Genomic DNA, 25,741 nt, shown 5'->3' on the forward strand with positions numbered 1-25,741 from the left:
TTTCTATCGGTGAGTTTAGTGAGATTTGCCTTGTTCAATACCTAGGCCAATCTGCGAGCGTACAAACTGCTCTTTAAAGCGAGCTCTTTCCATTTTGCCTCTCTCTGAATTATCGGTGACTGAGAATAGCCAAGATGCCGTAAACGCGACAATCAACGAGAAGAATGCTGGGTATTCATAAGGGTAAATCGGTTTTTCATGATGCAGAATAGTCACCCAGATTGTTGGGCCTAAAATCATCAGAACAACCGCTGTAATCAAGCCTAACCAACCACCTGCAAGAGCACCTCGCGTGGTTAACTTGCTCCAATACATTGATAGTAGGATGATTGGGAAGTTACAGCTTGCCGCAATAGAGAAGGCTAAGCCCACCATGAAGGCAATATTTTGTTTCTCGAACAAAATTCCTAAACCAATCGCTACAAAACCGAGGATCACCACGGTAATTTTTGATACGCGCAATTCATCGCGTTCATCGGCTTTACCATTTTTAATCGCCATCGCATACAGGTCGTGGGAAACCGCAGACGCACCCGCCAACGTTAAACCAGCAACAACCGCGAGAATGGTGGCGAAAGCAACCGCAGAGATAAACCCAAGGAAGAAGTTTCCACCTACAGCATCGGCGAGGTGTACCGCTGCCATGTTGGTACCACCGATTAAGGCGCCAGCTGCATCTTTAAAGTCAGGGTTTGAGCTAACCAGAACGATAGCCCCGAAACCGATGATAAATGTCAGGATGTAGAAGTAACCGATAAATCCAGTCGCGTAGAACACGCTCTTACGGGCTTCTTTTGCATCGCTAACGGTGAAGAAGCGCATAATGATGTGAGGTAAACCTGCTGTACCAAACATCAAGGCCAATCCAAGAGACAAGGCGGATATTGGGTCGGAAACCAGTCCTCCGGGGCTCATAATGGCGATACCATTTTTATGTACTTCAACGGCTTCTTTAAATAACGTATTGAAGTTGAAGCCGACATGTTTCATGACCATAACAGCCATAAAGGTTGCGCCTGCGAGTAACAAAATGGCTTTGATGATCTGTACCCATGTGGTTGCGAGCATCCCACCGAATAGCACATACAGCACCATCAATATCCCAACAATCACGACAGCAATATGATAGTTAAGCCCAAATAACAGCTCTATCAGCTTTCCTGCCCCAACCATCTGAGCGATTAGATACAGTGCCACAACCACTAAGGAGCCCATTGCAGACAGAATGCGGATAGGTCTTTGTTGTAATCGATATGACGCGACATCCGCGAAAGTATAGCGACCTAAATTTCGTAAGCGCTCGGCAATTAAGAACAGAATAATTGGCCAGCCAATTAAGAAGCCGATGGAATAGATAAGCCCATCGTATCCCGAAGTATAAACCAGAGCCGAGATCCCTAAGAATGAAGCTGCGGACATAAAGTCACCCGCAATTGCCATTCCATTTTGGAAACCCGTAATTTTTCCGCCGGCAGTATAGTAATCAGAGCGAGAGCGAGTTCTTTTTGAAGCCCAGTAAGTGATATAAAGCGTAAAACCCACAAACAGCAAGAACATCACAATGGCTTGAATATTGACAGGTTGACGCTCAACATCGCCTGTCAGGGCATCAGCGAACGCCATTGACGAGGTAAAAAACAGAATAAGTGAGAGCAAGACTTTCATTTTTCTACCTCTTTTAAGATTTCGGCGGTTAAGCGGTCAAATTCACTGTTAGCACGGATGACATATAAACCCGTTAAGATAAACGAGATCACAATCAGCCCAACGCCTACAGGAATACCGCGGGTGATATAGGAACCTTCAGTTATTGGGGTTCCTAGCCAGCTTGGATCAAACGCGATAAGAAAGATAAAACCAACATACAGAACTAACGTTATTGCAGATAACAACCATGAAAAGCGACTACGTTTTCTCACTAATTCTTGAAAGAGAGGGTTCGCCTCGACCTTTTCGTAAGCAGTAGCATTCATCAGAGTTCTCCTCTGTTATTGTATTATTGGCATACTCTGATAGCTCAAAGGCGGATTTTAGGGCGACACATGGCTACCCAAGGAATTAACTGGGTATTCGGTCAGACTCTATTTTCTGCTGATTGAGTGATGCTGAGTATTAATTTTAGGTCGCCCGAAGGCGACCTGTAGTGCCATGAGCTATCTACACAACTATTTATATAGCTACGAGATACTCATTGACTGTTTTTCTTCGAGCAGTTTTTCGACAACACCTGGATCTGCCAGTGTGGAAGTATCTCCAAAATTACTGGTATCACCTGATGCAATTTTTCGTAGGATACGGCGCATAATCTTACCGGAACGCGTTTTCGGTAAAGAATCTGTCCAATGCAAAACGTCTGGCGTGGCAATCGGACCAATTTCTTTACGAACCCAATTACGCACTTCAGTGTACAACTCTGGGGATGGTTCCTCGCCAGAAATCAACGTGACATAGGCATAGATTGCCTGCCCTTTGATGCTATGAGGAATACCCACGACAGCAGCTTCAGCAACCTTCGGATGTGAAACGAGGGCAGATTCAATTTCTGCTGTCCCTAAACGGTGACCTGAAATATTCAGGACGTCATCAACACGACCGGTGATCCAGTAATAGCCATCTTCATCACGACGCGCACCATCACCACTAAAGTACATTCCTTTAAAGGTGGAGAAATAGGTTTGTTCGAAACGTTCATGGTCTCCAAACAGGGTACGAGCTTGACCCGGCCAAGAATCCACAATGACTAAGTTACCTTCCGTTGAGCCATCGAGCGGCTCACCAAGGTTATCAACCAATGCAGGGCGAACGCCAAAGAATGGCAGTGTTGCTGAACCTGGTTTTAACATCGTTGCACCCGGCAGTGGTGTGATCATGAAACCACCGGTTTCCGTTTGCCACCATGTATCAACCACTGGGCAGCGGCTGTTCCCCATTTTCTTGTAGAACCATTCCCACGCTTCTGGGTTGATTGGCTCACCGACCGATCCCAAAATACGTAGAGAATCGCGCTGGGTACCTTCAATCGCTTTATCACCTTCCGCCATCAGTGCACGAATAGCAGTTGGTGCGGTATATAGGATATTGACTTGGTGCTTATCAACGACTTGAGCCATGCGGTTAACCGCTGGATAATTTGGCACACCTTCGAACATTAAGGTTTTTGCACCATTAGATAACGGTCCATAAAGCAGATAGCTATGACCCGTTACCCAGCCCACATCCGCCGTACACCAGTAGACTTCATTTTCATGATAATCAAAGGTGTATTTGAATGTCAGCGTTGCATAAACCAGATAACCGCCCGTGGTGTGGAGAACCCCTTTAGGTTTACCTGTGGAGCCGGAAGTGTAGAGAATAAACAGCGGATCTTCTGCATTAATCTCTTCCGGTGGGCAATCTGCGCTTACGCCTTGGATAACGTCGTGCCACCAAAGGTCACGGCCTTCAACCCAGCTTGGTGCATTACCTGTACGGCGATAAACAATCACATTCGCGACGGTAGTGACTTGTGGGTTTTGCAGTGCATCGTCCACGTTCTTTTTCAGTGGAATAGCGCGACCTGCACGCAAGCCTTCATCTGAGGTGATGATAAGCTTGGCTTTACAGTCAATAACGCGCCCAGAGACAGCCTCAGGGGAGAATCCCGCAAAGATGACGGTATGGATAGCACCGATACGCGCACATGCCAGCATCGCGACAGCGGCTTCAACCACCATTGGCATATAGATAGCGACGACATCCCCTTTGCGGATGCCTTGCTTCTTAAGAACGTTTGCGAACTGGCACACATCATGGTGCAGCTCACGGTAAGTGATATTTTTTGATTGGGTTGGGTCATCACCTTCCCAGATGATAGCGGTTTGGTCGCCACGAGTGGCTAGGTGACGGTCTAAACAGTTAGCGCTCAGGTTTAAGGTGCCATCTTCGAACCAGCGGATATTGACGTGTCCTGGGTCGAATGAGGTGTTCTTAACTCGAGTGTAAGGTTTAATCCAATCAACGATTTTCCCTTTTTCGCCCCAAAATCCTTCGGGGTCTTGAATCGAGAGTTGGTACTCATCGTTATACTGTTGTTCGTTTATCAGGGCATTTTTAGCAATATTAGCAGGAACGGGATGTTTAGTTATTTGTGTCATATTATTATCTCCTTGCAGATGTTAATAGTATGTCAAAAAACAGTTAACTGAAGTATGGATGGTTATTTTGTTTTTCTTTTGAGCGGAAGATCACGTATTAATAGTAATGGGATTTGCAGTATGATCATTTGATGCTAAATCCATGATTGAAATAAAAATTCAAAAATATAACTAACATTAGAATTAAAGAAAAACAAAGGCGAATTATAGTGGTATTAGTTACTGAATAATCTATTGATGATAGTTGTTGGAAAAATCCACAGAATTCACATGGATATGATAATGATTTTCATTAACACTAAAATAACTATAATGGGTGCGTGGTTAAAAACACGCAGTTACTGAAATCCTAATTCAGTCTGTGAGGTAGAAAGATAAGTCACTGGAGACAAACAATATGAGTTACACATTACCTGCTTTACCTTATGCTTACGATGCGCTGGAACCTCATTTTGATAAACAAACCATGGAAATCCATCACACCAAGCACCACCAAACCTACGTGAATAACACCAATACTGCCTTAGAAAAACTGCCTGAACTGGCGGGGTTAGATATTGATATGTTAATCCAAAAATTAGACCAAATCCCAGCAGATCAACGTACTTTTGTTCGTAACAACGCGGGTGGCCACTCAAACCATAGTCTGTTCTGGAAAGGATTAAAATTAGGTACTGAACTGCAAGGCGAACTGAAAGCCGCCATTGAGCGTGACTTTGGTAGCGTTGATGCCTTTAAAGATCTGTTCGAAAAAGCTGCAGCTTCCCGTTTTGGTTCTGGTTGGGCATGGCTGGTATTAAAAGCCGATGGCAAACTGGCTGTGGTTTCTACTGCAAACCAAGACAGCCCATTAATGGGTGAAGCAATTTCCGGCGCTTCAGGTTACCCAATCCTTGGTTTAGATGTTTGGGAGCACGCTTACTACCTGAAATATCAAAACCGTCGCCCTGACTACATCAAAGCTTTCTGGTCAGTTGTGAACTGGGATGAAGCAGCAAAACGCTTCTCAGAAAAAACCAAGTAATTTTTTGCAAACTGATTTTTTCATAAGCGCGGTTCTTAGGAGCCGCGTTTTTTGTTTTTACCGTCGGTATAACGTTGTTATCTCTATGGTCATTCTTTATGATGAAAACTCTTTCTGGCGGGGTTATCGGGAGCAAAACGGTGAAAATACATCCTCAAGTTTTTATTGGTACCATTCAAAGCACTGCCCATTGTGGAGTTAGCGCTATTCATAAGCGAGCAGTGGATGGGGTATTAACTTTAAACAGCTTAGGCATTGAAGGGGATGAACAAGCAGAAACGCGTTTTCACGGTGGGCCTGATAGAGCGTTATGTCATTACCCGCAAGAACATTATGAATTTTGGCGACAACGATACCCGCAATTAGAGGATTTATTCCTTCCTTCCGCTTTTGGTGAAAACCTGTCAACTCAAGGAATGACCGAAGAAAACGTTTTTATCGGTGATATTTATGCTTGGGGTGACGCACGTATTCAAGTCACTCAACCGCGTTCCCCTTGTTATAAACTCAATGGGTTAACGGGAGTGGAAAATTTTGCTCAAGTGATGCAGGACGAAGGTCGCTGTGGTTGGTTATATCGAGTCATTAAAGGCGGTAGTGTCGGTGTGGATACCCCACTTAAACTCTTGAGCCGTAATAGTGATGTCTCTATGCAAGAAGCGATTATGATAGCTTTCCATGCGCCGTATGATGAAGAGTTGTATCGTCGATTATTGTCTGCGGCGGGGCTATCGGCGAGTTGGAGCCTGACGATGCAAAATAGGTTAGAGCATCATAAAATTGAAGAGTTTAGCCACCGTTTATTTGGTCGACGCGGCTGATGGTTTATCACTGTCATTAGGATTGAGGAAAACAGCATGCAGTACGATTTAAATGACCTCTATTATTTCGTTAAAGTCGTTGAACATGGTGGTTTTTCTCAAGCAGGTGCGGCGCTTGGGATCCCAAAATCAAAACTCAGTCGTCGTATTGCCGACTTAGAGCAAAAACTAAATGTCTCACTGATTTATCGATCAACACGGCAATTTCATGTCACTGATATTGGACAAGTTTTTTATCAGCAATGTAAGAATGTCGTGGAAGAAGCGGATATCGCCCATGAACTGATTTGCTCAGTACAAACACATCCCAAAGGTACTATTAAGCTCTCTTGCCCCGTTACTTTATTACAAGTCTATTTGCAGGATTTACTGATTGATTTTATGGAAAAATACCCTGATATCGATGTGCAAATTCTGGCAGTTAACCGCCCCGTCGATGTGATCAGTGAAGGGTTGGATTTGGCATTACGCGTACGTTCATTACCCCTGGATGATTCTGGAATGATGATGAAAGTGTTGGGGTATTCTCGGCGGATATTAGTTGCAAATCCAAGCGTATTCCGTGAAAAAGGGGAACCATCAACCCCTGAACAGCTGGTGGATTACCCAGTTCTTGCCAATACGGAGCATTCACAGCGTTACACTCTATCTTTAAAAAACAGTGATGAGCTGAGTGTAACTGTGCATGTCACTCCCAAGCTAGCCACCACCGATATTTTAACGTTATACCGTGCTGCGGTAAGAGGGCTAGGGATCGCCCGTATACCCCGAGGTGTGGTAGAAAATGAGTTAAAAAGTGGTGAATTGGTGGAAGTGTTGCCAGATTGGCAATTTCCAGAAGATATCATTCATGCCGTGTACCCTTCCCGTAAAGGGTTGTTACCCGCAGTTCAGTTATTTCTCACTTATTTGGCTGAGAATATGGCGGCAGGGAAAAAATAAAGTCCCCTGAAAAAATTCAGAGGACTTTATGGTTAGCTGGCATTCGGGATCCGACCAAATTTACCGCTATTAAAATCATTTACGGCTTCGTTGATTTCTTGGCTCGTATTCATGACAAATGGGCCATATCCCACCACTGGCTCATCGATAGGATCACCGCTGAGCAGCAGCACTAAAGCCTCATCGGTGGTGGCTTCTAACAGCACATTGCTATCAGTAGCATCAAGGATCATCAACTCACCTTCATTCAATGCGGTATGGCCATCCACAAATAGGCTGCCTTTCAACATCACTAGCCCAACATTGCGACCAGTCTTAGTTGGTAATCCCACGACTTTTCCTTTATTCAGACGCAGATCCCAAACATCAAGGGCGGTAAATGTGCGTGCGGCGCCTGTGTTGCCTAGATAGTCGCCCGCTATGACCCGCAGTGTTCCCGCCTCATTCGGCAAGCTAATGGTTGGGATAGCATCGCGAGTCAGCAATTGGTAACCCGGCGCTGCCAGTTTATCTTTGGCGGGCAAGTTGACCCACAGTTGCACCATGTCCAAAGTACCGCCATTTTTCATAAAGTTATCAGACTGATATTCTTGATGAAGTATTCCTGATGCCGCTGTCATCCACTGCACATCACCCGGTCCGATAACCCCACCTTCTCCGGTAGAGTCGTGGTGAGCCACTTCGCCGTCATACACGATGGTGACGGTTTCAAAGCCTTTATGTGGATGCTCGCCAACCCCACGATTATCCCCTTCTGATGCTGGGAATGGGTGTGGCCCCGCTCTGTCCAACAGTAAGAATGGGTTCAGGTATTTCCCGTGGTTGCTATAACTAAACATGGAGCGAACAGGGAAACCATCACCAACCCAGTGGCTACGTGGGGATTGATAAATACCAATAATCTTTTTCATGGTGTGACTCCAAACTGGTTTTATAAACTGATCAGTTTTATGCACTAATCGTTTCGATGAACCAATAATAGAAGAGACAAAGCAGGGTGAGTAGAGGCAAAAATAGGTTTGATTGTTCTGAAAATAGAACAATCAAACCATTGTGGAATGAGTTGAATGTAGGTTTCTAGTATGCTTCGGGTTAGCCAAAATCGGAGCGTTCCTCTTCATTTATTCATTTTAAACATGAACGATCAGGAATACTAAATAGGTATGATATCTCCGAGTAAACCTGTGATTCAGTTAAAAGGATTGTTATGAAAACTATTAATATCGCTATGGCATTTTCCGTTGCCTTCATGTTGTCTGGCTGCCTTTCTCAGCCAGCACCTCAGTATGACAACAATGGCATCCAGTTAGATGAGTTTAAAGAGCTAGAAAGCTTGAGAATGCCAGAGCTGAACATTCCTGAAGGGGCACCTGACGGGGACTATATCGAGCGTTATGGAAATGGTGCCATTCAGTTTAAATCGTGGGTGAAAAATAACTGCTTAGATAAGAGCATCACGGTTTATTATAAAAATGGTCAGCCAAAAATGTTTATTCCTATAAAAAATTGCAAAGTGGATGGCGTCATTAAGTCTTACCATCCTAATGGGAATTTAGATACCGAGATGGGATATAGCAATGACCGACTCAACGGCGATTATAAATCCTATTACGACACGCCAAAGAATAATCTGCATCTTAAAACGAGTTTTGTTAATGGGGTCGCGGAAGGTGTTCTTGAAGAGCGCGGACAGGATGGCGAGCTATTAAAGCAGGGTCTGATTAAAGACGGTAAGTTATACACCGCGAAGTAAGTGGACTACAGATAAAATAAAAGCCAATTAACAGTGAGAGTTAATTGGCTTTTTGCTATTAAATAGCGGATTAAGATTACAGCTGTGGACGTTTTACAAAGCCGATTGCATCGTAAACCTTGTCTAAGGTTTCTTGAGCGCGAGCCGCTGCTTTGGTCGCACCTTCATCCATAATTTGGTTCAGCAGCGCTTCATTATTGCGGAACTCATAGTAACGAGCTTGTAAGTTAGTCAACATCTCAGAAACTGCTTCAGCAACCGCGCCTTTCAGATGACCGTACATTTGGCCTTCAAACTCGGCTTCCAGCGTTTTCACGCTTTTGCCTGTCACGCCAGCAAGAATATCTAGCAGGTTAGAAACACCCGCTTTATTTTCAACATCGTAGCAAATACGTGGTGGCTCTTCAGAGTCGGTCATTGCACGTTTGATTTTCTTCACAACGGATTTCGGGTCTTCTAGCAGCGCAATCACGTTATTGCGGTTGTCATCAGACTTAGACATCTTCTTGGTTGGCTCTTGTAATGCCATTACGCGTGCGCCGCCATCAGTTGGGATAAATGGCTCTGGTACGGTGAAAATATCTCCGTAAATGGCATTGAAGCGCTGAGCAATATCGCGGCTCAGTTCAAGATGTTGTTTCTGGTCAATACCCACAGGAACTTGGTTAGTTTGGTAAACCAGAATATCGGCAGCCATCAGAACTGGATAGTCAAACAGACCGGCGTTGATGTTTTCTGAGTGGCGAGCAGATTTGTCTTTGAACTGGGTCATGCGGCTCAGTTCACCGAAATAGGTGTAGCAGTTTAGTGCCCAGCTCAGTTGTGCATGTTGTGGCACATGTGACTGAACAAAAATGGTGCTTTTCTTCGGATCAATACCGCAAGCTAAGTAGAGCGCTAATGTATCAAGGGTTCTTTTACGTAGTTCAACAGGGTCTTGGCGAACGGTGATAGCGTGTTGGTCAACGATACAGTAGATGCAATCATAATCATCTTGCATCTTAACCCACTGACGTAACGCACCCATGTAGTTACCGATGGTTAATTCACCGGAAGGCTGTGCGCCGCTGAATACAATAGGTTTCTGGGTTTGTTTAGATTTTTCAGTGGGTGTACTCATTTCTTTGTATGTCCTTGTAGTATTTTTATACCCTGTTAAGTTTCGAGCCACACCGTTGGTGACTCGAATTATTGGGGATTTTATTTTGATAAATCAATAACGGAGAGTAGCTCAGAAAAGTGGCTTAACACGTAGTCGGGCTCGGTAATTGCGATTGATTCACCATAGTTGTAGCCGTAGGTTAACCCTACGCTTGGGCAGCCTGCATTGTGGGCTGCGATAATATCATTACGGGAATCGCCGACAAAAAGCAATTCTTCTTTGCGTAAACCGAACTGACCCATTGTTAAATAGAGTGGCGCTGGGTGCGGTTTAGTTTTTACTACATCATCGCCACCAAGTACTAATGAAAAGTAGCTATCGATGCCCAGCTTTTCCAGTAATGGCGCCACAAATGGGGTTGGTTTGTTGGTCACAATCGCCATAGGCAAGTTGTGTTTCGCAATGGTTGCGAGGGTCTCTTTGACCTCAGGGAACAGCTGGCTACCAGTATTAACGGTCGTCGCATAATGCTCATCGAAGCGGATACGAGCTTGCTTTTTCAGCTCTGGCGTGACCGTCATACCCGCCCATTCTAGCGCACGCTCTACGAGCATATCCGCGCCGTTACCTACCCAGATGGAGATACGCTCTTTGCCTGCTGGTGGTAGGTTTAGCTCTTCAAGGGTTTTGTCGATGGCGTCGGCTAAACCGCCGGCACTGTCAACAAGGGTTCCATCCAAATCAAACGCAATCGCTTTAATACTCTCTAAAACCGCATATGTCATTGAGATACCTTTTTCAATTCTTGGCGCATTTCATCGATGACTTTTTTGTAATCAGGCTGATCAAAAATCGCGGAGCCTGCAACGAAGGTGTCTGCACCTGCTGCGGCAATTTCTGCAATGTTATTGACCTTCACGCCACCATCGACTTCTAAACGAATATCATAACCACTTTCGTCAATTAATTTACGAACTTGGCGCAATTTGTTCAGGGTTTGTGGGATAAAAGATTGACCGCCGAATCCTGGGTTAACGGACATCAGTAGGATCATATCAACTTTATCCATCACATAATCGAGATAGCTAAGCGGGGTTGCTGGGTTAAATACCAGACCTGCGGTACAACCATTCTCTTTGATGAGTTGTAAAGTTCTATCGATGTGCTCGCTGGTTTCTGGGTGGAAACTGATGTGAGTCGCACCCGCTTTAGCGAAATCTGGAATAATGCGATCGACCGGTTTAACCATTAAGTGAACATCAATCGGGGCGGTGATACCGTAATTGCGCAGGGCTTTACAGATTGGTGCACCGAACGTGAGGTTCGGTACATAGTGGTTGTCCATCACGTCGAAATGGACAATGTCTGCGCCCGCAGCAAGAACTTTGGCGGTATCTTCGCCTAAACGTGCAAAGTCAGCAGATAAAATAGATGGGGCAATGAGAAAATCTTTCATAATTGTCTCCGATTATTCGTCGTTATCTGACAGCACCTATGATTTTTTAGATGCTCCCGCTCCCGCATATAAAGCCAAAAGCTCGTTGACTTTGGCACGGTTCAAAATATTTCTACTAATGGTGCGACGCACTTTTACGATATGTAACTGTGCTTGATAATACCACTCTCGAGTCACCGGGGTCTCATGATTTGAGATAAGAACTGGGATCTTGCGCTCAGATGACAACTTATGTGCCAAAAAAGCCAGGTTCTGCTGTTCTTGCGCACTAAAGGCATTGGTGTGATAGGCCGTAAAGTTAGCGGTCTCAGACAGCGGAGCATAAGGCGGATCGCAATAGATGACTGAGCCATTCTGCGCATCGAGTAATGTTTTGCTGTAAGATTGCGTCACAAAGGTCGCTTTCTGGGCTTTTTCAGCAAACCACAGTAATTCGTCTCTCGGAAAATAGGGTTTCTTGTAGCGTCCGAAAGGCACATTGAATTCACCACTTAGGTTATAGCGGCATAATCCGTTATAACAGTGGCGGTTAAGATACAAAAAGAGAATGCTACGTTTAGCAGGGTCATCTGATTTGTTAAATGCTTGGCGCATTAAATAATACTGCTCAGAGGTATTAAATTCAGGTGTGAACAGTTGCTGAGCTTCTTCGATGAAAGCATCAGAGCGATATTTAACCGTGTTGTAGAGGTTGATAAGATCGCTGTTAATATCCGCAAGTACGTACGAATCGTAGTTGGTATTTAAAAACACCGATCCTGCACCAACAAAAGGTTCTATTAAGCAATCTCCTTGTGGAAGATACTTTTTGATCTCGTCCACAAGCGGGTATTTACCCCCAGCCCATTTTAAAAAAGCGCGTTTTTTTTTCATGCCGTCTTATTATTACAATCGTTTAAAAGCCGCCACTTGGCGGCTCTTTCAGGACAACATTATGCGCCCGGGGAAAAACGTTGTTATTTTTGATCCTGTTTAACTTGTTTCATATTACGCACCCACGGTTTTTTCGCTTGTACTGCGGCAGGTAAGGTCGCAATTGCACTTTTTGCTTCGCTCACTGAGCTGTAATTTCCGTGGATCAATACATACCAAGTTTGGCCATTACGAATGGTTTTATACACTTGATAGTTAGCAAGTTTATTCTCTTTTGCGAAAGCTTCCAGTGTATCTGAACGACTTGCGCTACTTAACTGCAATGTATAGCTTCCAGAGGGTGCTGCAACGGTACTACCACTTTGGCTTGTGCTAGTTGCTGGCTTAGTGGTTGTTTTTGGCTGAGCAGGTTGTTTTTGTTCAACAGGCTTAGTCGCTTTTGGTTGCGTTTTTTCTGGGGTGACAGGTTTAACTGTTGGCTGTTTTTCCACAGGTTTGACTTGTGGTGGCGTCAACGGTGTCACATTTTGTGGTGGCGTAGTGGTGCTTTCAGACGGCAGGCTTTGACCTTGGTTGAGAGCGTCGGCAACATCACCCGGAATTTCAATGCGTTCACCAAGACCATTTTGTTGAGTCTGAGTGTCTGCTTGAGTTGGCATTGGGTTAATTTGCTGACCATTTAACTCTTGCGCTTGACCTGTTTGAGGTTGCGTTGTGGATTGAGTATCTGAGTTGGTCAGTGATGAAGAACCTGATAAATCGATATTACGCTGATTAGCGCTATCATTTTGTAATTTCTCATGTTCTGTTGGTGCTTTTAATGCGGAACTGATTGCAATGATCAGCAGAAGCAGCACTAAAACGCCGACACCGATCATGATGTGTTGACGTGATAACGCAATTTTTGGCTTAGCTGCCGCAGCAGGACGCGCACGTCCGGTTGGTCTATCTGATGTATCAGGCCTTAAATCATTCTGCACTTGAGGCTGATTGTCTGGTTTAAATTCGTCCATTTTCCTCTCCCGAAATTAGTTCGCCTGTATAGAGATAAAATGTCTCTTATCATTACGACCTGTTCACGACTAAGCAATTGCTTCTGCTCACTTTTAAAGAATAGATTGTTTAGCAATTTCATTCCAATTTCAATGAGATTGCGACCACCTTACTTCGTTACTCGTTATAGGTGCTAGGCGTGCGTATAATTTAACGGCTTTAGTTGATATCTGCCAGTAACATTTTAAAACCCCTGAAAATATTCAGGAGCCAATTAATGATTTTTACTTAGTTCAGTAATGATTTATGGCATACAAGCCGAAATAGCGGCAATGACTGTTGAGGCATCCACATCGGAACGCATTTCTGAACTGCCGATAGTGGTTGGAAGGATAAGATGCAATTTGCCTCCCATGACTTTTTTATCTCGCATCATGTGAGGTAAATAGTCATCAGGTTGCATTTTTGCAGGACCAGTAACAGGTAGCTCGGCGCGTTTTAAAAGGGCGATGATGCGTTCTGTTTGTTCTGGGGTAAATTGGCCAATCAGCTCAGCGGTTTTTGCCGCCATCACCATACCAGCAGCAACAGCTTCTCCATGGAGCCATACGCCGTAGCCCATTTCAGCTTCGATAGCATGACCAAAGGTATGCCCTAAATTTAATAGTGCACGTAGCCCGCTGGTTTCTTTTTCATCGGCAGCGACCACTTGCGCTTTCAGTTCGCAACAACGGCGAATGCAGTACGCCATGGCTTGGTTATCTAATGCCATTAAGGCATCGATATTTTTTTCCAACCAGCTAAAAAATTCACCATCAAGAATGATGCCGTATTTAATAACTTCAGCCAGGCCAGAAGAGAGTTCGCGCTTAGGTAAGGTTTTTAAACAATCGAGGTCAATCACGACGGATGCCGGTTGATAAAATGCCCCAATCATATTTTTCCCCAATGGGTGGTTAACGGCGGTTTTTCCACCAACCGAAGAGTCCACTTGGGAGAGTAATGTAGTAGGAACTTGAATAAAGCGTACGCCACGTTGATAGCTAGCTGCTGCGAATCCAGTTAAGTCACCAATTACTCCCCCACCAAGGGCGATGAGGGTTGTGTCACGGTTATGGTGCTTTTCGAGTAATGCCGTAAAAACATCATTCATGATGAATAAAGATTTGTACTGCTCGCCATCAGGTAAGACGATGGAATCGACTTTGACACCTGAGGCTTCAAGAACGGCTTGAATCTTATGTAGGTAAAGCGGAGCGAGAGTTTCGTTAGTCACTATCATTGCTCGCTGACCCGCAGTTAGTGGCCAAAATGCATCCTTTCCTTGGTACAAACCAGGTGCAATATTGATTGGATAACTGCGTTCATCCAGAGTAACAGTGACTTTTTCCATCTTGCTTTACCTTGAATTCATGACTTCTGATGTATAAAAATTAGTTTTTTTCTAACATTTCAATGATTTGATTGGCAACAACTTTTGCGCTTTGCTCATCAGTATGAATTGTTATATCCGCTATCTCTTCATACATAGGATTGCGTTCATCGGCTAATTTTTCTAAAACTTCGCGAGCAGGCTCATCCACCTGTAAAAGAGGACGTTTTTTATCGCGTTGTGTGCGGGATAATTGCTTCTCAATGGTGGTTTCGAGATACACGACAACCCCACGAGCGGACAAGCGGTTACGTGTCTCTTTAGATTTAACAGAGCCACCACCTGTCGCTAAGACAATGCCTTGCTTTTCAGTGAGTTCATTGATGACTTTCTCTTCGCGATCGCGAAAGCCTTCTTCACCTTCTAGGTCGAATACCCAACCTACATCTGCGCCAGTGCGTTTTTCAATCTCGTGATCGGAGTCAAAGAACTCCATATTAAGCTGTTGAGCTAACTGACGACCAATAGTGCTTTTTCCGGCTCCCATTGGTCCAACCAGAAAGATATTGCGTTTCTCTGCCATGTTTTTTGGTATTACTACGATTATTCGTTAATGATCACCCGCCCCGCCAATCGAATTAGCGGCGGGACCTAAACTGAAACCTCATAAGTGATGATGTGAGATCAGATAAGAAAATTATCTCAATACATCAACCTGAATTGCAACTATATAAATATGGCACTTAGAAAACAAAGTGCCATATTCTTCGTTGCGGGTTTCTATATATTTGAGCCGTCTACATTACATAATGCACTGTTTAGCGAGCTTATTAACAGGTTGTTTATTCCACTAAATGAATGGAAGCTGTTAATTATAAAGCAAAATTTCTGTAGCTATTTTATAAGCGGCTGATAGTTTGTTCTTTCATCTACCGATAGTTAGAACACTCAATGGATAACCTTGTATGCTAAAACGACCTCAGCGTCAAATTTATCCGGTATGTTTATGGCACAAAAAGTAATAATTCCACGGTACTTTGAGGAATTAAACATTCAACTAATTGAATGTATAGGCGTTATTTTTTACGCTAAATCTTAATAAGTTTTGGTGTAATAAATACCAGTAAAACACGCTTATCAACGTGTTGTGTCTTATTGATAAATAAACTTCCTAATAGTGGGATTTGTGAAAGAAATGGGATACCTGAATCCGTTTTTTCTTGCTTCTGTTGAAAAATACCACCCAATATTAGGGTGTTATTATTTTTGATAGTCACTGACGTCGCAATTTCTTGTTTGTTGATGGCAAGATGTTGGTTTGGATTGACGGTGAGAGCGGTATCTGGGGAGTTATGGCTGATTTTTAATATCATTTCGACTCTGTCATCTCGGGCAATGGTTGGCGTAACTTCCATACCTAACACCGCATCTTTAAATTGAACGTGGCTTTTCTTATCGGAGGTAGTGACATAGGGAATTTCGCTGCCTTGTTGGATGCTGGCGGGCTGTTTATGGGATGCCACCAAACGGGGGCTCGCAATAATTGACAATAAATTTTCTTTTTCTAGTGCGTTAAGCTTCATTTCAAGTAAGCCTTCTCCGAGCCGTAATACATTTAATGCCATCTGTCCTGATTGGCTGCTGTAACGGTTATAGCGGCTATGGTGCCCATCAGTTGCTGACTCACCTAGCATTCCCCACTCTAAACCTAACGCTTGTAAAGCGGTGCGTGAACTGCTGATGATGTGGGCAGTGATTTGTACTTGCTGCTGGGGAATATCTTTTTGAACAAGCCATGTTTCAATTAATGCCAAGCGTTCTTTGGTGTCCGTAATGATCAAACTGTTGGTGGTGGCATCAAAGTGGGCTATGCCTTTATCGGATAGGAGGCGCATGTCAGGCTCCGTGATCTGTTGATGAACAGTTTGAGCGCCGATAGAGACTAATGGAAAAATTTTTTCAGTGAGAATTATTTCCGGTGCTTTAGGTGGAATGATGGTGTCTAAGAGCTGGGTATCTTCTTCTGTTGGGGATATGGGTTCAAAAGGGTCTCGGGGTGTTTGGGCATACCCGAAGAAAGCACTGCATAGCATTAACATTAATATGGGAACGAAAAAATTAGTGTTGCTTATTAGGTTGTTCATCCTTGATAAATGTGAGCGATAAATTGGCGGTCAGTTGCTGGTTTTTGGTAGTCAAAATGACATCAGAAAATTGCCAATGTTGCTGTGGGAGCGTATGGGTGAGTGATTGCATAAATTCGAGGAGATCCTTAAATTTCCCTTGGATCTCAAGTTGGTAATGAGAATTCAACGGATCCGATGGCTGAAGCTGATTTAAGACAATATTGTTATTCGCAAGCAGCTGCTGTAAGTGAAGAACAAAGAAATGAGGGTCTAAGGGCGTTTCCTCATTAGAAGGGAACGAAGCGAGTTCCTGTTCTAGCCAAACGCGAGTCGGATTTTGGGCGAAAAATTGGCTACTGGCTTGGTTTTGTAGGTGCAAGGCAGAGCTGTTTTGTTGTAAATCTGCCCATTGATTTCGCTTGTCTTGCCAAATGAAGGTATAGCTAGCGGCAATGCCCACCACCAAAATCAGCGGTATCGTTAGATATTGCTGCCAAAGGGGGCGATACCAAAAAGCGGCAAAGTGGTTATTCATCAATGACACCTCGATAATCGGCAATAAGGTGTAGTTGGTTAACGGTAGCAACCCGCCGTAACGTGCGCAGTTGCACGTTATCGACCTGAGGTGTTTGGCTAAATTGAGTTAACAGCAAATTCAGGTCTTGAAAGCGATAACTGAGTGCTTTGATTTCTAAACGCCCTTCACGTAGCTGAAAGGTGGATAGCCAACTTTTAGGTGGCGTGAGATTGGATAGCGACCTTAATAGGCTGAGTAAGGCATGGTTATGTTGCGCATAGGATTGACGCTGATTTTGCTGAAATGTGAATTTTTCTAGCTGTTGTTGCTGCGCTTGTAATTGTGTTTTTAGCTGTTCAATGTGCTGTTGATGTTTCTGTTGAGCCGCAAGGTATAAGTGGGCTTGCGATATATCCTCTAGAAGCAAACTGATTAAATAACCAAAGATAACGATAACAAAAATACAGCTGAGCCCCGTCACCATTAAAAAATAGCGTCGCTGGCGAGTGAGCTTATCGGTTCGCCATGGTAGGAAGTTAACCTGATACATATTAAAGATCCCCATGACGCAGGGCCAGCCCTGCGGCAATCACAAAACTCCCCAATTGGCGGGGTAATTTGATGGGGTATTGATGAAAAGCTTGCAGTAAATCCCATCGATACTCTACGCCTTGAATATCGTGGTCACTAATGCAGTAAATCGGTAATTTTAAGGCTTCAGGATCGTCCGTTAATAAGGATTGAATTTGGTTAATGTGTACTGATTGATTATCTTGGGTCGGGTTATCGCTTTGAATATGACTATAACTTGCAGGTTGGCTGATAGGCCCTGACCAGAACCATTCGTTTTGGCGATAGTAAACAAGCCAACATTCGTTAGGCAACTGAGCATGTCGAGCAAGGTAACGCAGTGCGATGGGGGCAATATCTACAGCTAGTAGGTGATAACCACTCTCCAGTAATAAATCTTGCTAGAAGGTAATATCAGATTGGCGTGCGGCATTGAAGTAAACTTGTTGCCCAATGATCCGATAATCTACAGCAAGCTCTTGGGCTTGCATGGGAAAAAGTTGGTCAACTTGCGCTTGTAAATACCAACTTAGCTCGGGTTGTTGCAAGCTCATTTGGTTGGGAAGAGTGACCTGTTTTTGGAGCGACCTTAGTGAGGGTAATGCGATAGAAACAGAGCAGTTTTTAGGTAATTTCTGACGCCATTGTCGCAAAATATTGCGTAAAATTACGCGGTGTTCATCAAGGGTATGTGATGCGCTGTCAAAAGGTAGCGCTTGTTGCCAACATTCACATAACGACCAGAGTTTGCGATGTTTTTTTGCTGCAACTAACTGAATGTGGTGCTGAGATAGCTCAATTCCGATGTGCCATTTTGGTGAATACATACATAATATCCTTATCATTAACAATTAAATTACGTTTTCTATTGTGCTGTATAAGCTTTATACTATGCAGCAGTGATATCTAAACCCGCCTGTCAGTTGCATATGGGAATTCTTCGGTGAAGTTCGTAAAATATTTTTTAATTCTGGTTTTCTGTTGCATTTTTTTGGGAAGCGCCTCGATTTATGGCATGTACAAATATGTCGAAGGTGAGCTGCCTGATGTCGCAACAATGAAAGACATTCGTCTGCAAACGCCAATGCAGGTATTCAGTGCAGATAATGAACTGATCGCCCAATATGGTGAAAAGCGCCGTATTCCATTGCCATTAACTGACATTCCTCCAATGTTAGTGCATGCCTTTATTGCAACAGAAGATAGCCGCTTCTATGAGCACCATGGTATTGATCCAATTGGTATTTTCCGTGCTGTGACTGTGATGGCTTCATCGGGTCATGCATCGCAAGGGGCGAGTACCATTACTCAGCAGCTGGCGAGAAACTTCTATTTAAGTCCAGAAAAAACCTTGATGCGTAAAGCAAAAGAGGCATTTTTGGCGATTCGTATCGAACAGTTATTTACCAAAGATGAAATTATGGAGCTGTACCTGAATAAAATTTATTTAGGTAACCGTGCTTATGGTGTGGGTGCAGCCGCTTATGTTTATTTTGGTAAAACAGTCAATGAGTTAACGCTAAGTGAAATGGCAATGATTGCCGGCTTACCGAAAGCGCCATCAACATTCAACCCGCTTTACTCTTATGACCGTGCGGTTAACCGCCGTAACGTCGTATTAATGCGGATGTTAGAAGAAAAATACATCACGCAAGATCAGTACGAGCAAGCGAAAAGTGAAAAAATTGTCGCTTCTTATCACGCACCAAAAGTGGATTTTTCTGCGCCTTATTTAGCGGAAATGGCACGCCAAACGATGTATGAAAAATACGGTGAAGATGCCTATACCGATGGTTATAAGGTGTACACCACGGTTGTGCGTAAAGACCAGTTAGCGGCGACCGAAGCCGTACGTAATAATTTGATAGATTACGATATTCGCCATGGTTATCGCGGTCCTGCAGAAGTGTTATGGAGCGGTAGCCAAGCCGCATGGGATAAAGAACAAATCGTTGAGAAACTGAAAAAATTACCAAACTATGGTTCATTGGTTCCAGCCGTTGTCACGTCTGCGAGTAGCAGCGATGCGAAAGTGATGCTGGCGGATGGCTCGGACATCCAAATTACGATGGCGGGTGTGCGCTGGGCGCGTAAATTTATTTCAGATACTCAGCAAGGTGGTACGCCATCTGCCGTGAATAAAGTTGTGCAGCCCGGTGAGCAGATTTGGGTTCGTCAGGTTAAAGATAGCTGGTGGTTAGCCCAAGTCCCTGATGTCAACGCAGCATTTGTTGCATTGAATCCGAATGATGGTGCAGTGATAGCCCTTGTGGGTGGTTTTGATTTTAATATGAGTGAATTTAACCGCGTGACGCAATCATTGCGCCAAGTGGGCTCAAATATTAAGCCATTCTTGTACACGGCTGCGATGGATAAAGGCTTAACGTTATCGTCATTACTCAATGATGTGCCGATTAGCCGTTGGGATGCGGGAGCTGGTTCAGACTGGCGTCCGAAGAACTCACCACCGCGCTATGATGGTCCTATCCGTTTACGTCAAGGTTTAGGTCAGTCGAAAAACGTGGTGATGGTGCGTGCGATGCGCGCCATGGGTGTGGATTATGCAGCGGATTATTTAACGCGTTTTGGTTTCCCGAAAGAGAATATTAACCGTACAGAAGCGTTGGCGCTGGGTGCTCCATCATTTACCCCAATGCAAATGGTGCGTGGTTACGCCGTGATGGTGAACGGGGGATACCTTGTTGATCCTTACTATATTTTGAAGATTGAGAATCACAGCGATGAAGTGATTTTCGAAGCGAAACCAAAAATTGCATGCCCTGAGTGTACAAATATTCCGGTCATTTATGGGGATACGGCGCGTACGATTGCGCTGAGTGACTCTGAAGGCGAAGATGCAACAGAGGAAGTGACTCAATCGAATAATAATGTGGTGGAACAAGAGCCAACAATGGCACTGTCTACAACCGCAGAACAGCAGAGCCCTGAAGACCAATATGCCCCGCATGTTATTAGCACACCGCTGGCGTTCTTAATTCGCGATGCGATGGTGACAAATATTTATGGCGAGCCAGGTTGGTCAGGTACCGGTTGGCGTGCGGGTCGTGATCTGGGCGGTCGTCGTGACATTGGCGGGAAAACAGGAACCACGAATAGCTCGAAAGATGCGTGGTTCTCCGGTTATGGCCCTGATATTGTTGCCTCAGCATGGATTGGCTTTGATGATAACAAGCGTACATTAGGCCGTACAGGAATAAGCGGTGGTGAAGCAGGTGCGAAGAGTGCTCAGCCGATTTGGGATGACTTTATGAAAGCCGCCCTTGACGGCGTTCCAGTGAAAACTATGCAACCACCAAAAGGAATTATTTCAGTCTCTATCGATACCCGTACAGGTAAACTCTCATCCGGTGGACCTTCTCGTAGTGAATACTTTATCGAAGGAACTGAGCCGAAAGAGCGCGCGGTACAAGAGGTTGGAACGACCATTTCAACGGAAAATGGAGCCAGCCAAGAGCTATTCTAATGAGCTGTTTTGAGTGTAAATAAACTGCACCCCATCGCCGTTTGGCATGGGGTGTACTTATTTAGGGTATTGGATAGATTGAATATCGAGTGGCGTTATTTCGCGTTATTTTTTAAGTAACGTTCCACATAAAACAACGCGCTAATATTGCGGGCTTCATTGAAGTCAGGGTGGTCGAGGAGCTCCATCATACGTGCAATCGGCCATTTGACTTGTTGGAGCGGTTCTGGCTCATCCCCCTCAAGTTTTTCGCTAAATAGGTCGTTAGCTATAAGTATGTTCATCTTGCTGGAAAAGTAAGATGGGGACATGGTGAGTTTTGCCAAAGGGGTAATTTGGCGAGCCCCATAACCGATTTCTTCTTTGAGTTCTCGCTGAGCTGCCTCAAGAGGGGCTTCTCCTGGGTCTACGGCTCCTTTAGGGAAGCCTAGCTCATAGTTTTCGATACCCACGGCGTATTCACGGATCAAAATCAGGTGATCATCAATGATGGGGACGATAAGAACTGCTTCACGCTTTGCGGGGCGCATTCTTTCATAAACACGTTTTTCGCCATTACTAAATTCGAGGTCAACAGATTGGATACTGAATAGTTTAGATTGAGCAACATCTTGAATATTCAGGATTTTTGGTTTTTTTAACTCTGTCATAACGATTTCCGAATCAGGTGAATGGGATCCATGAGGGCAAGCATACATTGTCTTTAACTATGACGCATATCAAAAAAAAATGATAGAGATTATAGGGTGGAGAAAATGCTGTTAGTATAATCTACTTATGAAAATCGCACTGATTAATAAGTAAAACATTTTATTTACAACATATTGTAAAATAAAACAAAAACTGAAAGAGAATAGGAATTGGCTTATATAGTGAATAGCATTACGTTGCTATGCTTTTTAAGTAGACAATTCTGTTGAGAAAAAAATGCTAAACACCGTCATTATACTGGCTCTGATAATAGCTAGCCTAATTATAATGGTTTCCGTTCTGTTCTTCCGGCGGGGACGGCGTTCTAGTGTCTATCAAATACCCTCTCTAGCAACACCCGCGTTTAAAAAAATGATTGAGTCTGATTTCCAGACTATCACCCAGTATCTTAATCACAGTGCATCTAAAAACCTTCATTCGCCTTCCCAAGCTGTATGGCAAATACGAAAAAATGCCACTGTTGCCACTATCTGTAATGCGATTACGCGATTTAATTTGCGTCAGGAGCAAGGGCAGGGTTGGCGCTATTTTATTGATACGATTGAAGTTCAGTTACCTTCTCAACTAGAACCGTTCTTACAACGACAAAATGCCATGGAAATTGTAGAAACGGATCATCTGCCTTTAATTGTGGCTCTCAATGGTCACTCATTGAAGGAATTTAGCTATGAATGGGAAGTCCCTTCAGAGGAGCCTAGGACTCAACCTGAGGCTGATATCCATGAAGGTGAACCGAACACCATTCAATTGCTGAAGATGCGTAAGGAAAGTAAAGAGGAGCATCGACTCCATAATTCTTCCGGGTGGTTAGGGGCGATTGTGGTGAGCCTCAGTTTTTTTATCGGCTATCTGACGATTGTTTCTATTCCCATTTTTCAAGGATGGGGGCTGACATTAGCTGCGGTGGTTTTTATCCTCGGAATGTTTTTATTATTCCGTTTACGTCTTTTTCCTAGACCCTATCAAGATGTGCAATGTATTTATGGGCAAGCCAAACGCTGGGAATTGTACGGAGAGTTAGATAAAAAATACTCATCCACCATTTCGATAGGGGGCGTAGATTTGCACTACCCCACCTATTGGCTCCCTTACCTAAAATATGAGCTAAACCATCCTACGAATATTGACCTCTATTCGACGGGAGAAGTGCTACGGTATGGTCGATATCTCTCAGTTCATGAAGAGGAACGCTATTACCCCTATAAACGATTTAAAAAGAATGTGCTGATGTTTTTCAGTGCATTGCTCGTTTTGGCGATGGTGTTTTCTTATCAATCGATTAGTTTGCCAGTAAAATTAGGTTTTGCGTGGATTGAAGGTGCGAAAAAAGTCAGTGTTGTTGACCCTTCAGATTTAACAGCGCGTAAAATTAGAGTTGGAGATACATTATCAGCGAAGGGAATGGGGATGTGTTATCGCCCACCTAATTTGAACGATGCCAACCAAGCGTTGTTTGTGCCTTTCGATTGTTCGGGTGTGTATTGGAATAATATTAACCTGATTACTGAGCCACAATCCGAGATTGTGAATCGAGCAATCGATTTATTGAATAGCATAAAAAATCAATTACATCCAGATAAAGACGCCCCAGGAATTAACCCAAGATTACAGCGTGAAATCATGAAATCGGGAATGAATATTATTTTCGATTTTTCAGAAATCGTATTAAAAACCAACGCATTGTGTGATCAACAAGATCATTGCATTAAACTCAAAAGCGCATTGTCTAACTTGGGTGGTAGTGTGGATGATTGGCCGGGGTTGGTAAATAAAGCGTCTTCAGGAAAATTAAGTGGTGCGCATGTTTTATTACGTGCAGGAAGTGCTGATGCCTTGGAAAACTTAGTTGAAGACACCACATATGATTTCATCAAGAAAGAACTTGAGAAGGAAGTTCGTAAACTCAATAGTCCACCACCGGGTGGGGTATTGTTGATCAGCGATGAAAACCACCCGCTGGTAGACATAATGCCAGTAAGTTCACTGAGCGAAATGAACCAAGTTCAGCGATGGTATGAGTTAAAGCGCTTATCTAGCATTCTGATTAATACCCCATTTGATGTTGAAGGGGTTATCACGAACATTTCGACAGATGCCAATGGCACATTGCAAGTGGTGGTTCATGAACGCTTGGATGACGATGTGTTATCAGAATATGTCTGCCGTTCAATGTTGGTTTTCTTCTTAATCATTTGTACCTTGATAAATGGAACATTAATTATTATTCGAGTTTTGAATAACAAACGGCGTTTGCGTAAAATCACTGAATATTACGATAAATGCTATGAGGCAGATAATCCTTCCGAGTCTAGATAGTATTATCCTTCCCTGACCATGGAGCCTCATTTTGGTTTGGCATTCAAACTAAGTGTGAGGAGGCACCATGAAGCCGTTATCGATAAATCAATCTTCAACAAAGCCATCATCCGCTGAACAAGTTCGCCTTGATAAATGGCTATGGGTTGCACGTTTTTATAAAACACGTTCAATTGCTCGTGAGATGATTGATGGCGGAAAAGTCCATTACAATGGGCAAAGAAGTAAGCCGGGCAAAATTGTTGAACTGGGTGCGATGATAAAAGTACGTCAAGGAAATGATGAGCGGATTATCGAAGTACTCGAGATCAGCAATCAACGTAAAGGCGCACCAGAAGCTCAATTACTCTACCGTGAAACCGTAGAAAGCCTTGAACAACGTGAAAAGATGGCGATGGCGCGTAAGATGAATGCACTCACGATGCCACATCCTGACAGACGTCCCGATAAAAAAGAGCGTCGGACTCTGCTAAAATTTAAACACACGAATTCCCATGAATCGTCTTAATAGACTGCCTGAGTAATAGAGAGAAATTATGGCTAAACAAGACCAACTCCACCGTTTCCTGTTCGAACAGCATGCGGTACGTGGAGAAATGATTACTGTCGATGAGACTTTTCATCATATTCTAGAAAATCATGATTACCCAGAAGCCGTCAAAATGCTGCTGGGCGAACTGCTGGTTGCGACCAGCTTACTTACTGCTACCTTAAAATTTGATGGTGATATTACCGTTCAAATCCAAGGTGATGGCCCCGTTAAGTTAGCTGTGATTAATGGTAATAACCTACAACAAATGCGCGGCGTTGCTCGTGTTGAGGGTCCTGTTGTCGCGGGAAGTACGTTACAGCAAATGATTGGTAACGGATTTATTGTTATCACGATTACACCAAAACAAGGTGAGCGTTATCAAGGTATTGTGGCGATTGAAGGCAACAGCATTGAAGAGAGCATTGATGCCTATTTCCGCCAATCTGAACAGTTACCAACCCGCCTGTTTATCCGTGTTAGTGAACAAGATGGCAAAGCGATTGCTGGCGGGATGTTGCTGCAAGTTTTACCTGCTGCAGGAGAGACTAGCCACGAGTTTTTTGATCACTTAGTGCAACTGACTGCGACTATCAAAGGCAAAGAGCTTAGCGAATTAGATGTGAAAGAGGTACTTCATCGTCTGTATCATGAAGAAGATGTCACGCTGTATGACCCGCAATCTGTTGAGTTCCGTTGCACTTGTTCACGTGAACGTTGTGAAGCGTCTTTAGCGACATTAACCCATGAAGATGTTATGGATATTTTGCACAAAGATGGGAAAATTGATATGGAGTGTGAATATTGTGGCTCGCACTATGTATTTATTGAATCCGATATCGTCGGGTTAAATAATGAGCAAAATCAGCAACTTCACTGATACGATTTAGCAACCTAATTATGTGACGAGGGTGCAATTTTGCACCCTTTTTTTATAATTTTAAAGGATTATAACGTGCTCTAAGTCTCATTATGAATTAAAAAAAATTATACATTTTCAATTCTTTGATAACTATCGC

The 25,741-nt window shown here is 43.7% G+C and carries 25 protein-coding genes; 8 read left to right on the plus strand and 17 right to left on the minus strand.

What is annotated here, in order from left to right; translation table 11 throughout:
- Nucleotides 1-15 precede the first annotated feature (15 nt).
- From actP to acs, 3 genes are all read right to left on the minus strand, one after another.
- Nucleotides 16-1,665 carry a cation/acetate symporter ActP gene (actP, locus tag ACY3ZI_RS00365; protein WP_036950135.1) on the minus strand — a complete coding sequence of 550 codons (1,650 nt, stop codon included), beginning with the start codon at nt 1,663-1,665 and terminating at the stop codon, nt 16-18.
- On the minus strand, nt 1,662-1,973 hold the full coding sequence (locus tag ACY3ZI_RS00370) for a DUF485 domain-containing protein (RefSeq protein WP_006663518.1): 312 nt from the start codon (nt 1,971-1,973) through the stop codon (nt 1,662-1,664). Before ACY3ZI_RS00370 ends, actP begins: the two co-directional genes overlap by 4 nt.
- Nucleotides 1,974-2,177: 204 nt before the next feature.
- Nucleotides 2,178-4,133 (minus strand): acetate--CoA ligase, encoded by a 1,956-nt coding sequence (gene acs, locus ACY3ZI_RS00375; protein WP_487375788.1) that lies wholly within the window; start codon nt 4,131-4,133, stop codon nt 2,178-2,180.
- A 397-nt stretch (nt 4,134-4,530) separates the two neighbouring features.
- Between acs and sodA the strand changes: the two genes are divergently transcribed.
- The 3 genes from sodA (at nt 4,531) to ACY3ZI_RS00390 (ending at nt 6,920) form a co-directional block, all read left to right on the plus strand.
- Complete coding sequence (sodA, locus tag ACY3ZI_RS00380; RefSeq protein ID WP_487375789.1) at nt 4,531-5,157, plus strand: superoxide dismutase [Mn]; 627 nt, start codon at nt 4,531-4,533, stop codon at nt 5,155-5,157.
- A 140-nt stretch (nt 5,158-5,297) separates the two neighbouring features.
- On the plus strand, nt 5,298-5,978 hold the full coding sequence (gene yiiM / locus ACY3ZI_RS00385) for a 6-hydroxyaminopurine reductase (protein WP_108479683.1): 681 nt from the start codon (nt 5,298-5,300) through the stop codon (nt 5,976-5,978).
- Between the two features lie 36 nt (nt 5,979-6,014).
- The gene (locus tag ACY3ZI_RS00390) at nt 6,015-6,920 is read left to right on the plus strand and encodes a LysR substrate-binding domain-containing protein (protein WP_036950127.1); all 906 of its coding nucleotides are present in this window, start codon (nt 6,015-6,017) and stop codon (nt 6,918-6,920) included.
- A gap of 32 nt (nt 6,921-6,952) precedes the next feature.
- Here the strand turns inward: ACY3ZI_RS00390 and ACY3ZI_RS00395 are convergent, their stop codons facing one another.
- Nucleotides 6,953-7,831 carry a pirin family protein gene (locus tag ACY3ZI_RS00395; protein ID WP_211887983.1) on the minus strand — a complete coding sequence of 293 codons (879 nt, stop codon included), beginning with the start codon at nt 7,829-7,831 and terminating at the stop codon, nt 6,953-6,955.
- A 296-nt stretch (nt 7,832-8,127) separates the two neighbouring features.
- Between ACY3ZI_RS00395 and ACY3ZI_RS00400 the strand changes: the two genes are divergently transcribed.
- Nucleotides 8,128-8,673 carry a toxin-antitoxin system YwqK family antitoxin gene (locus ACY3ZI_RS00400; RefSeq protein WP_487375790.1) on the plus strand — a complete coding sequence of 182 codons (546 nt, stop codon included), beginning with the start codon at nt 8,128-8,130 and terminating at the stop codon, nt 8,671-8,673.
- A gap of 76 nt (nt 8,674-8,749) precedes the next feature.
- On the opposite strand, the gene trpS is transcribed toward ACY3ZI_RS00400, so the two are convergent.
- From trpS to pilM, 12 genes are all read right to left on the minus strand, one after another.
- Nucleotides 8,750-9,793 (minus strand): tryptophan--tRNA ligase, encoded by a 1,044-nt coding sequence (gene trpS, locus ACY3ZI_RS00405; RefSeq protein WP_487375791.1) that lies wholly within the window; start codon nt 9,791-9,793, stop codon nt 8,750-8,752.
- An 80-nt stretch (nt 9,794-9,873) separates the two neighbouring features.
- Complete coding sequence (locus ACY3ZI_RS00410) at nt 9,874-10,560, minus strand: phosphoglycolate phosphatase (RefSeq protein WP_487375792.1); 687 nt, start codon at nt 10,558-10,560, stop codon at nt 9,874-9,876.
- The gene (gene rpe, locus ACY3ZI_RS00415) at nt 10,557-11,231 is read right to left on the minus strand and encodes a ribulose-phosphate 3-epimerase (RefSeq protein ID WP_487375793.1); all 675 of its coding nucleotides are present in this window, start codon (nt 11,229-11,231) and stop codon (nt 10,557-10,559) included. Before rpe ends, ACY3ZI_RS00410 begins: the two co-directional genes overlap by 4 nt.
- A gap of 36 nt (nt 11,232-11,267) precedes the next feature.
- A complete protein-coding gene (gene dam, locus ACY3ZI_RS00420) occupies nt 11,268-12,104 on the minus strand; it encodes an adenine-specific DNA-methyltransferase (RefSeq protein ID WP_211887980.1) in 837 nt (278 codons plus the stop codon).
- A gap of 83 nt (nt 12,105-12,187) precedes the next feature.
- On the minus strand, nt 12,188-13,117 hold the full coding sequence (locus ACY3ZI_RS00425; protein WP_211887979.1) for an SPOR domain-containing protein: 930 nt from the start codon (nt 13,115-13,117) through the stop codon (nt 12,188-12,190).
- Between the two features lie 284 nt (nt 13,118-13,401).
- Nucleotides 13,402-14,490, minus strand: coding sequence for a 3-dehydroquinate synthase (gene aroB, locus ACY3ZI_RS00430; protein ID WP_132497192.1), 1,089 nt, complete (start codon nt 14,488-14,490; stop codon nt 13,402-13,404).
- A gap of 40 nt (nt 14,491-14,530) precedes the next feature.
- Nucleotides 14,531-15,052 (minus strand): shikimate kinase AroK, encoded by a 522-nt coding sequence (gene aroK, locus ACY3ZI_RS00435; protein ID WP_036950109.1) that lies wholly within the window; start codon nt 15,050-15,052, stop codon nt 14,531-14,533.
- 505 nt (nt 15,053-15,557) lie between these two features.
- The gene (locus ACY3ZI_RS00440; protein WP_211887978.1) at nt 15,558-16,601 is read right to left on the minus strand and encodes a transporter; all 1,044 of its coding nucleotides are present in this window, start codon (nt 16,599-16,601) and stop codon (nt 15,558-15,560) included.
- Nucleotides 16,588-17,130: a hypothetical protein gene (locus ACY3ZI_RS00445; protein ID WP_487375794.1), complete on the minus strand. Its 543-nt coding sequence runs from the start codon at nt 17,128-17,130 to the stop codon at nt 16,588-16,590. The genes ACY3ZI_RS00440 and ACY3ZI_RS00445 overlap by 14 nt, the downstream gene beginning before the upstream one ends.
- On the minus strand, nt 17,123-17,662 hold the full coding sequence (locus tag ACY3ZI_RS00450; RefSeq protein WP_487375795.1) for a PilN domain-containing protein: 540 nt from the start codon (nt 17,660-17,662) through the stop codon (nt 17,123-17,125). Before ACY3ZI_RS00450 ends, ACY3ZI_RS00445 begins: the two co-directional genes overlap by 8 nt.
- A 1-nt stretch (nt 17,663) precedes the next feature.
- Nucleotides 17,664-17,996, minus strand: coding sequence for a hypothetical protein (locus ACY3ZI_RS00455; RefSeq protein WP_487375796.1), 333 nt, complete (start codon nt 17,994-17,996; stop codon nt 17,664-17,666).
- An 87-nt stretch (nt 17,997-18,083) separates the two neighbouring features.
- Nucleotides 18,084-18,509 (minus strand): pilus assembly protein PilM, encoded by a 426-nt coding sequence (gene pilM / locus ACY3ZI_RS00460; RefSeq protein WP_487375797.1) that lies wholly within the window; start codon nt 18,507-18,509, stop codon nt 18,084-18,086.
- Between the two features lie 116 nt (nt 18,510-18,625).
- On the opposite strand from pilM, the gene mrcA reads away from it, so the two are divergent.
- Nucleotides 18,626-21,166, plus strand: a complete 2,541-nt coding sequence (gene mrcA / locus ACY3ZI_RS00465) for a peptidoglycan glycosyltransferase/peptidoglycan DD-transpeptidase MrcA (protein ID WP_211887974.1) — start codon at nt 18,626-18,628, stop codon at nt 21,164-21,166.
- A gap of 95 nt (nt 21,167-21,261) precedes the next feature.
- Here mrcA and nudE read toward each other — a convergent pair whose 3' ends face one another.
- Entirely contained in the window at nt 21,262-21,816 is a 555-nt protein-coding gene (nudE, locus tag ACY3ZI_RS00470; protein WP_132497187.1) for an ADP compounds hydrolase NudE, read from the minus strand.
- A gap of 277 nt (nt 21,817-22,093) precedes the next feature.
- On the opposite strand from nudE, the gene ACY3ZI_RS00475 reads away from it, so the two are divergent.
- The 3 genes from ACY3ZI_RS00475 to hslO all read left to right on the plus strand — a co-directional run bounded on the left by ACY3ZI_RS00475 (nt 22,094) and on the right by hslO (nt 25,602).
- Nucleotides 22,094-24,193: an IgaA/UmoB family intracellular growth attenuator gene (locus ACY3ZI_RS00475; RefSeq protein ID WP_211887973.1), complete on the plus strand. Its 2,100-nt coding sequence runs from the start codon at nt 22,094-22,096 to the stop codon at nt 24,191-24,193.
- Nucleotides 24,194-24,260: 67 nt separating this feature from the next.
- Nucleotides 24,261-24,701 (plus strand): ribosome-associated heat shock protein Hsp15, encoded by a 441-nt coding sequence (hslR, locus tag ACY3ZI_RS00480; protein WP_211887972.1) that lies wholly within the window; start codon nt 24,261-24,263, stop codon nt 24,699-24,701.
- A gap of 28 nt (nt 24,702-24,729) precedes the next feature.
- The gene (gene hslO / locus ACY3ZI_RS00485; protein ID WP_211887971.1) at nt 24,730-25,602 is read left to right on the plus strand and encodes an Hsp33 family molecular chaperone HslO; all 873 of its coding nucleotides are present in this window, start codon (nt 24,730-24,732) and stop codon (nt 25,600-25,602) included.
- The last annotated feature ends 139 nt before the right edge of the window (nt 25,603-25,741 follow it).

The organism is Providencia sp. LY12, from assembly GCF_057621555.1.